General features: G+C 73.4%; 7 protein-coding genes. 2 read left to right on the forward strand and 5 right to left on the reverse strand.

All coding sequences use genetic code 11. From position 1 onward, the window contains the following. Together ACOJTC_RS27490 and lpdA are read right to left on the reverse strand one after the other, a co-directional pair. Nucleotides 1-752 (reverse strand): biotin/lipoyl-containing protein (locus ACOJTC_RS27490; protein ID WP_420119057.1); only part of this gene is annotated, 752 nt, incomplete at its 3' end. A gap of 71 nt (nt 753-823) precedes the next feature. After that, a complete protein-coding gene (gene lpdA, locus ACOJTC_RS27495; RefSeq protein WP_420119058.1) occupies nt 824-2,251 on the reverse strand; it encodes a dihydrolipoyl dehydrogenase in 1,428 nt (475 codons plus the stop codon). Nucleotides 2,252-2,393: 142 nt separating this feature from the next. Here lpdA and ACOJTC_RS27500 point away from each other — a divergent pair, with 142 nt between their 5' ends. Next, entirely contained in the window at nt 2,394-2,723 is a 330-nt protein-coding gene (locus tag ACOJTC_RS27500) for a hypothetical protein (RefSeq protein ID WP_204927861.1), read from the forward strand. A gap of 77 nt (nt 2,724-2,800) precedes the next feature. On the opposite strand, the gene ACOJTC_RS27505 is transcribed toward ACOJTC_RS27500, so the two are convergent. Next, entirely contained in the window at nt 2,801-4,372 is a 1,572-nt protein-coding gene (locus ACOJTC_RS27505) for a leucyl aminopeptidase (protein WP_420119059.1), read from the reverse strand. 161 nt (nt 4,373-4,533) lie between these two features. Between ACOJTC_RS27505 and gcvT the strand changes: the two genes are divergently transcribed. Continuing rightward, on the forward strand, nt 4,534-5,664 hold the full coding sequence (gene gcvT, locus ACOJTC_RS27510; protein WP_420119060.1) for a glycine cleavage system aminomethyltransferase GcvT: 1,131 nt from the start codon (nt 4,534-4,536) through the stop codon (nt 5,662-5,664). Between the two features lie 184 nt (nt 5,665-5,848). On the opposite strand, the gene ACOJTC_RS27515 is transcribed toward gcvT, so the two are convergent. Both ACOJTC_RS27515 and ACOJTC_RS27520 read right to left on the reverse strand, forming a co-directional pair. Next, nucleotides 5,849-7,144, reverse strand: a complete 1,296-nt coding sequence (locus ACOJTC_RS27515; RefSeq protein WP_420119061.1) for a DUF2314 domain-containing protein — start codon at nt 7,142-7,144, stop codon at nt 5,849-5,851. Between the two features lie 65 nt (nt 7,145-7,209). Beyond that, a partial coding sequence (locus ACOJTC_RS27520; RefSeq protein ID WP_420119062.1) for an adenosylcobinamide-GDP ribazoletransferase occupies nt 7,210-7,475 on the reverse strand: 266 nt, incomplete at its 5' end.

Raw genomic sequence — 7,475 nt, forward strand, 5'->3', positions numbered from 1 at the left:
ACCTGCGGCTCCGGCTTCGCCTCGGCCTTGGGCTGCTCCGCCTTCGGGGCCTGCGCCTTCGGGGCCGGCTCCGGCTCCGGCTTCGACTCGGCCGGGGCCGCGCCCGCCGCGCCGATGATCGCCAGGTCCGCGCCGACGGCGGCGGTCTCGTCCTCGGGGACCTTGATCTCCAGGACGGTGCCGGCGACGGGCGACGGGATCTCGGTGTCGACCTTGTCGGTGGAGACCTCCAGCAGCGGCTCGTCGACCTCGACGGTCTCGCCGACCTGCTTGAGCCAGCGGGTGACCGTACCCTCGGTGACGCTCTCGCCCAGGGCCGGCATCTTCACCGGGGTGCCCTCGCCCGACGACGCCGGGGCGGCCTGCGCCGCCGGCTGCTCCCGGGCCGGCTCCTCCTGCTCCGGCTCCGGGCCGGTGCCCTCGGCGGCGGCCGTCGGCTCGGGGGCCGGCGCGGCCTGCTCCTGCCCGTCGGCCTCACCGTCGGCCTGCGGGGCGTCCCCGCCGGCCGACTCGCCCTCACCCGAGATGACGGCCAGCTCGCTGCCCACCTCGGCGGTCTCGTCCTCGCCGACCACGATCCGGCTCAGCACCCCCGCGGCGGGGGAGGGGATCTCGGTGTCGACCTTGTCGGTGGAGACCTCCAGCAGGGGCTCGTCGACCTCGACGGTCTCGCCCTCCTGCTTGAGCCAGCGGGTGACGGTGCCCTCGGTGACGCTCTCGCCGAGCCGAGGCATGGTGACCGATACCGGCATGTTCTGAAACTCCTTCGTGGCCTGGTGCGATCCTCGCCCGCTTGCCGCCGGCGTCGCGGAATGAGTGTGGGTCAGGCGTGCGCGTGCAGCGGCTTGCCGGCCAGGGCCAGGTGCGCCTCGCCCAGCGCCTCGTTCTGGGTCGGGTGGGCGTGCACGAGCTGCGCCACCTCCGCCGGGTAGGCCTCCCAGTTGTAGATGAGCTGCGCCTCGCCGATCAGCTCACCGACCCGGGCACCGACCATGTGGACGCCGACCACCGGGCCGTCCTCGACCCGGACCAGCTTCACGAAACCGGCGGTCTTGAGGATCTGGCTCTTGCCGTTGCCGCCGAGGTTGTAGTTGTAGACCTTGACCTTGTCGCCGTACTGCTCCTTGGCCTTCGCCTCGGTCAGGCCCACCGACGCAAGCTCCGGGTCGGAGTAGGTGACGCGCGGGATGCCGGCCTCGTCGATCACGGCCGGGTTCAGGCCGGCGATCTCCTCGGCGACGAAGATGCCCTGGGCGAAACCCCGGTGGGCGAGCTGGAGGCCGGGCACGATGTCGCCGACCGCGTAGACGTTCGGCACGCCGGTGCGCAGCCGCTCGTCGGTCAGCACGTACCCCCGGTCGAGCTTGACGCCCTGCTCCTCGTAACCGAGGTCGGCGGTGTTCGGGCCCCGGCCGACGGCGACCAGCAGCAGCTCGGCCTCGACGGTCTCGCCGCCGGCGATGGTCAGCTTCACGCCCTTCTCGGTCTTCTCGACCTTCTCGAACGGCTTGCCGACCTTGAAGTTGATCTTCCGCTTGCGGAACGCCCGCTCCAGCGCCTTCGACGACTCCTCGTCCTCGGCGGCCACCAGCCGGGGCAGCGCCTCGACGATGGTGACGTCCACCCCGAAGGACTTCCACACGCTGGCGAACTCGACGCCGATCACGCCGCCACCCAGCACGATCACCGACGCCGGCACCCGGTCCAGGGTCAGCGCGTGGTCGCTGGTGATGATCCGCTCGCCGTCGACCTCCAGGCCGGGCAGGCTCTTCGCGTACGAGCCGGAGGCCAGGATCACGTTGCGGCCGGTGTACCGCTTGCCGTCGACCTCGACGACGTTCGGGCCGACCAGCCGGCCGTGGCCCTCGACGACGGTGATCGCCTTGTTGCCCTTGATCATCCCCTGGAGGCCCTTGTAGAGGCGGGCGATCACCCCGTCCTTGTACGAGTTGACCCCGGCCATGTCGATGCCGACCAGCTCGGCCTTGACGCCGAACTGCGCCGACTCGCGGGTCTGGTCGGCGATCTCCGCCGCGTGCAGCAGCGCCTTGGTCGGGATGCAGCCGTTGTGCAGGCAGGTGCCGCCGAGCTTGCCCTTCTCGATCAGCGCGACGGAGAGGTCAAGCTGGGCGGCACGCAGCGCCGCCGCGTAGCCGCCGCTGCCACCTCCGAGAATGACGATGTCGAAGGTTGCGTCGTTCGGCTCGCTCACGTCCAACTCCCTGGTCGCTTCGCTGCATCGGGGGGTCACGGTGGGGCGCCACGGGCAGACCCCACCTCGGTCATCTTGTCACTAGCGCGTCCGCAGCGCGTACCGAGGTGCCCAACGACACGTCCCCGACACGTACTCTTGGCACCGGTTCCCGACGACGGACGGGGGAGAGGAGTGCCCGGTGGCGCTGTTCCGGCGACGCAAACCGCCGACCCCGGCCAACCGTGACCGGCCGGCCGACCGGGCCGACCTGGATCACCTGGCCAACTTCGCCCGCACCCGCCGGGGGGTCGAGGCGTTCGTCGAACCCCGGACCACGATGACCGACACCACCGTCATCATGATCGCCGACGACGGCGAGTGGACCCGGCGACGCATCGACGGCCCGGACGCCGCCCGTCGTTTCGCCCATGCCCTGGGAATCCCGATCTACGACGTCCGGTTGATGGGCTACCCGCAGCGGATGCGCGACTACAACGAACGCCGCAAGCGCCGCCCCGAGCGGTACTGACGGCGACCCCGGGCCCGACGACCCGGGAAACACGGACGGGACGCCCGCAGGCGTCCCGTCGTCGTGTCGCGAATCCGTCAGCCGTTGGCGGCGACGTCCTCGACCAGCTGCACCAGGGTACGCACCGGCACGCCCGTGCCGCCCTTGGTCCAGTAGCCGGTCGGCTCCCCCGAGTGGTAGCCGGGACCGGCGATGTCGATGTGCGCCCAGGCCACGTCGTCGGTGACGAACTCGCGCAGGAACACCCCGCCCTGCAACATGTGGCCGGCCCGGTCCATGCCCGCGTTGACCTGCGAGATGTCCGCGACGTCGGAATCCATGCCCTTGCGGACGTCGTCCGGCAGCGGCATCGGCCAGGCCGGCTCGCCGACCGTGTCACCGGCCACCTTCACCCGCTCGCACAGCTCGGGGGTGCCCATCACCCCGGAGATCCGCTTGCCCAGCGCGATCACCTGCCCGCCGGTGAGGGTGGACGTCTCGAACAGGTAGTCGGTGCCGTCGGCGCAGGCGCGGGCCATCGCGTCGCCGAGGATCATCCGGCCCTCGGCGTCGGTGTTGAGCACCTCGACCCGCTTGCCGTTGAACATGGTGACCACGTCACCCGGCCGGTAGCTGGTGCCCGACGGCATGTTCTCCGCCATCGGCAGGTAACCGGTCACCGCCACGGCCGGCCTGAGCGCCGCGATCGCCAGCATCGCCGCGCCGACCGCCGCCGCGCCGGCCATGTCGGACTTCATCTCCCACATGCCCTGCGCCGGCTTGATCGAGATGCCGCCGGTGTCGAAGGTGATGCCCTTGCCGACCAGCGCCACCCGCTTGCCGTTCGTCTGGCCCTGCGGGGTCCAGGTCAGCTTGACCAGCCGCGGCGGGGCCTCCGAGCCCTGCCCGACGGCGGTGATCCCGCCGTACCCGCCGGCCCGCAGCTGCTCCTCGTCGAGCACCTCGACATCGAGCCCGGCGGCCCGGGCGGCGGTGGCGACGGCCTCGGCGAAGGCCGGCGGACGCAGCTCGTTCGGCGCGGTGTTGACCCAGTCGCGGCTGGTACGCACCGCGCCGGCCACGGCGGTGGCCCGGTCGACCTCGGCCCGCGCGGTCGCGTCGGCGGCGTCCGGAACGGCGATCAGCACCTCGGCCACCGGCTCCCGCCGGGACGGCTGCGGCTTGGTCTTGTAACCGGCGAACCGGTAGCCGCCGAGCAGCGCCCCCTCGGCCACCGCGCGCAGCGCGGCCGGGGCGTCGGCGTCGTCGGGCAGCGGCAGGCTCAGCGCCACCCGGGGTGCCCCGGCCAGCGCCCGGACCGCCGCGCCGGCGGCCCGGCGCAGGGTCTCCGGGGCGGGGGCGGCACCGGTCGGCTCCGGACCCAACCCGACCGCCACGACCAGCGGGGCGGTGACCGTGCCCAGCGTGGCCAGCTTGATCACCTCACCGGGGCCACCGGTCGCGCCGAGCAGGGCCAGCGTCGCGGTCAGCTTGCCGTCGAAGGCGGCGGCGATGCTCTCCGCGCCGTCGGCGAGCAGCAGGGTGCCGGCGGGACCGCTCGTGGCGTCCGGGCCGGTGGTCTGGCTGTGCACGCCGATCACGATCGCGTCGACCGCGAGCTCGGCGGGGTCGGTGTCGACCAGGCTGAGGGTGGTGCTGGACGATGTCACTGAAGCTACTCCGGGCGGGCCGGGCCGGCCGCGGCGTCGCGTACCGGCGGTGATGGTCTCCGGCGGCAACCTACCCGCCGGAGCGCGGGTGCGTCCCGCCGAAGTGCCGACGGGTCCCGCCGATGCTAACCAGCGGGACACCCGGCGGTAAGTTGCCACCCATGACGGACGTGACCTCCGACGCCGCCGCGACCCGGCTGCGCCGTTCCCCGCTGCACGCGCGACACACCGCGCTCGGTGCCAAGTTCGCCCCCTTCGGGGGTTGGGAGATGCCCCTGGAGTACGCCGGTGGCGGCGTGCTCAGGGAACACGCGGCGGTCCGGACGGCGGTCGGGGTCTTCGACGTCTCGCACCTGGGCAAGGCGCGGGTCACCGGCCCCGGCGCGGCCCGGTTCGTCAACTCCTGCCTGACCAACGACCTGGACCGGATCGGGGCGGGCCGGGCGCAGTACACGCTCTGCTGCGACGACGCCACCGGCGGGGTGGTCGACGACATCATCGCCTACCGGTACGCCGACGACCACGTCTTCCTCATCCCCAACGCGGCGAACACCGCCGAGGTGGTCCGCCGGCTGCGCGCCGCCGCCCCGGCCGACGTCGAGGTCACCGACGAGCACGACCGGTACGCCGTGCTGGCCGTGCAGGGCCCCCGCTCGGCCGAGCTGCTCGACGCGCTGGACCTGCCCACCGGGCACGAGTACATGAGCTTCTCCCCGGCGACGCTGGCCGGTGCCGAGCTGACCGTCTGCCGTACCGGCTCCACCGGTGAGCTGGGCTACGAGCTGGTGGTGCCGGCCGACCACGCCGTCGCCGTCTGGGACGCGCTGTTCGCCGCCGGGGAGCGGGTCGAGCTGCGGGCCTGCGGGCTGGGCGCCCGGGACACCCTGCGCACCGAGATGGGCTACCCGCTGCACGGGCAGGACCTCTCCCTGGACATCACCCCCGTGCAGGGGCGCTCCGGCTGGGCCGTGGGCTGGGACAAGCCGGCCTTCTGGGGCCGCGACGCGCTGCGCGCCGAGAAGGCTGCCGGCCCCCGCCGGACGCTGCGCGGCCTGGAGGCCGTCGACCGGGCCATCCCACGTGCCGGAATGACCGTGTACGCCGGTGACGCCCCGGTCGGCACGGTCACCAGCGGCACCTTCAGCCCCACCCGCAAGCAGGGCATCGCCCTCGCCCTGCTGGACACCACCCCGAAACTCGCCGACGGCGACCTCGTCGAGGTCGACATCCGGGGCCGCCGCGCCCAGATGCGGGTCACCCGTCCACCCTTCGTCACCCCCTCCGTCCGCTGACTCCACCCCCACCCGGCCCTGCGGCTCGCTCCAGCCCGGTTCGTCCCGGCCCTCCGGTTCGCCCGGGTGATCAAGAAGTTTGCGTCACCCCGACCCTGGATTTCTGACGCAAACCTCTTGCTCACCGGGGTGGGTGAGTGCCCCGGGGTGGGGGAGTGCCCGGGGTTGGGGAAGAGGGCGGGGGTCAGTGGGTGGGGTGGGGGCGTTCGCCGGCGTCGAGGACGGCCTGGGTCCAGCCGCCCTCGATGACGCCGGTGCCGTCCAGGACCGCCCAGTCGACGACCTCGGTGACCGCCACCACGACCGGGGAACCGATCCGCACGGTGGGGTCGGTGTTGGCGTCGCTGGCGCTGGCCCCGACGATCCGCTCCGGGGCGTCCCACGAGCTGACCCCGGCCCACACGTACTCGGGGCCGTCGTCGCCGGGCAGGCCGTACTTGACCACCAGTTGCGCCTCCGGCGGCAGCCCGTCGGCGAGGAACCGGGCCCGGATGTCGTCCAGCCCGGCGCGGGCGGTGGCGACGGCCCGGCTCATCGCGTCGCCGGACCGGGCGTACCGGACGTCCGGCTCGATGCCGGAGAACAGGGTCGCGCAGGCCGCCGCGAAGTAGCGGCCGTCCGGGCCGGGATGACCGGGCGGCGGGCGCAGGCTCAGGAACGAGTCGGCGTCCGGGTCGGTCGCCGGGTCCAGCTCCAGCCGCAGCAGCACCGGGGCCGTCGCGCCGTGCTGCTCCGGATTGCCGTACGCCACCGCGATGTCGTGCCCGGTCACCGTGGCCAGCACCGGTAGCTGCACGAACGCCGGCACCTCCTCGCCGGCCAGCCCGTCGGTCCAGTCCCGCAGCAGCCGGCGGGCGGCACCGGTCAGCACCGCGCCCCAGGCCCGGGTGAGATGGTCGGGCACCCCCTGGGTCTGCAACTCCAGCAGCCCGAAGCGGCGCAGCCCCTTGGTGGTGAACCACAGCCCCTCGGTGTCCGAGGAGTACGGCACGAGCACCCAGTCGACCAGCCGGATCCGGCCCTGCGCGTCCGGCAGCGACTTCAACGCCGTCGCCGGGTCGAGGAACTGCAACCCGAACACGTCCACCACGTCACCGCCGACGGACTCGGCCACCGCGGCGGCCACCGCGCGGGCCGCCCACTCGTGCGCCGGTGGCCAACCCGGCCGGTACTCGGCCTGCACCACCACCAGGTGACTGGCGGCGGCGAGCCGGCCCAGCTGGGCCTCGGTCGCGCCGAACGCGGTGAGCAGGTCCGGCGGCAGTTGCGGGAACTCGTCGATCGACCGGGTGTCCACCGACATCAGCGGACTGTCCAGCATCTGCGTGGCCAGGCCGTACACCGGGTCGGCGAGGCGACCGGCGAGACTCCGTACCGCCGTTTTCGGGCTCACCGGTGGCAACCCCGCCACCGGTACCAGGTAGGTCGCGCTGAGCGACTCCGGGACCGGTACGGGCAGGAAGTCGTCCGTGATGAGCAAGTCGTCCCCCGGAAGGCCGTGCCGGTGCTGTCGGGGCAAACGCTACCCGGCGCGCCGCGTCGTCCTCAGCCGGACAGCACCAAGCCCAGGTAGACCAGCGTGGTCACCACCTCCACGACGGCCCCCAGCACGTCGCCGGTGATGCCGCCGAGCCGGCGTACCAGATGGCGCAGCAGGCCGGTGGCGACGGCGAGCGCGGCGAGCACGGCCAGCGGCCCCTGCCACGGCCGGCCCGGCACGGCCGGCACCGCCACCAGCGCGACGGCGACCGCGCCGACGACCGGCGCGACCGGCCCGACCGTCCCGGCGACCAGCGCGCCCAGCCCGTCGG

Origin of the sequence: Micromonospora sp. (assembly GCF_048594385.1) — a bacterium.
In the GTDB taxonomy this organism is placed as follows: domain Bacteria; phylum Actinomycetota; class Actinomycetes; order Mycobacteriales; family Micromonosporaceae; genus Micromonospora; species Micromonospora wenchangensis.

Bases quoted from the DNA above. Each gene is read 5' to 3' on its own strand.
- gcvT (WP_420119060.1), top strand. From the start codon at position 4,534: ATGACGGACGTGACCTCCGACGCCGCCGCGACCCGGCTGCGCCGTTCC.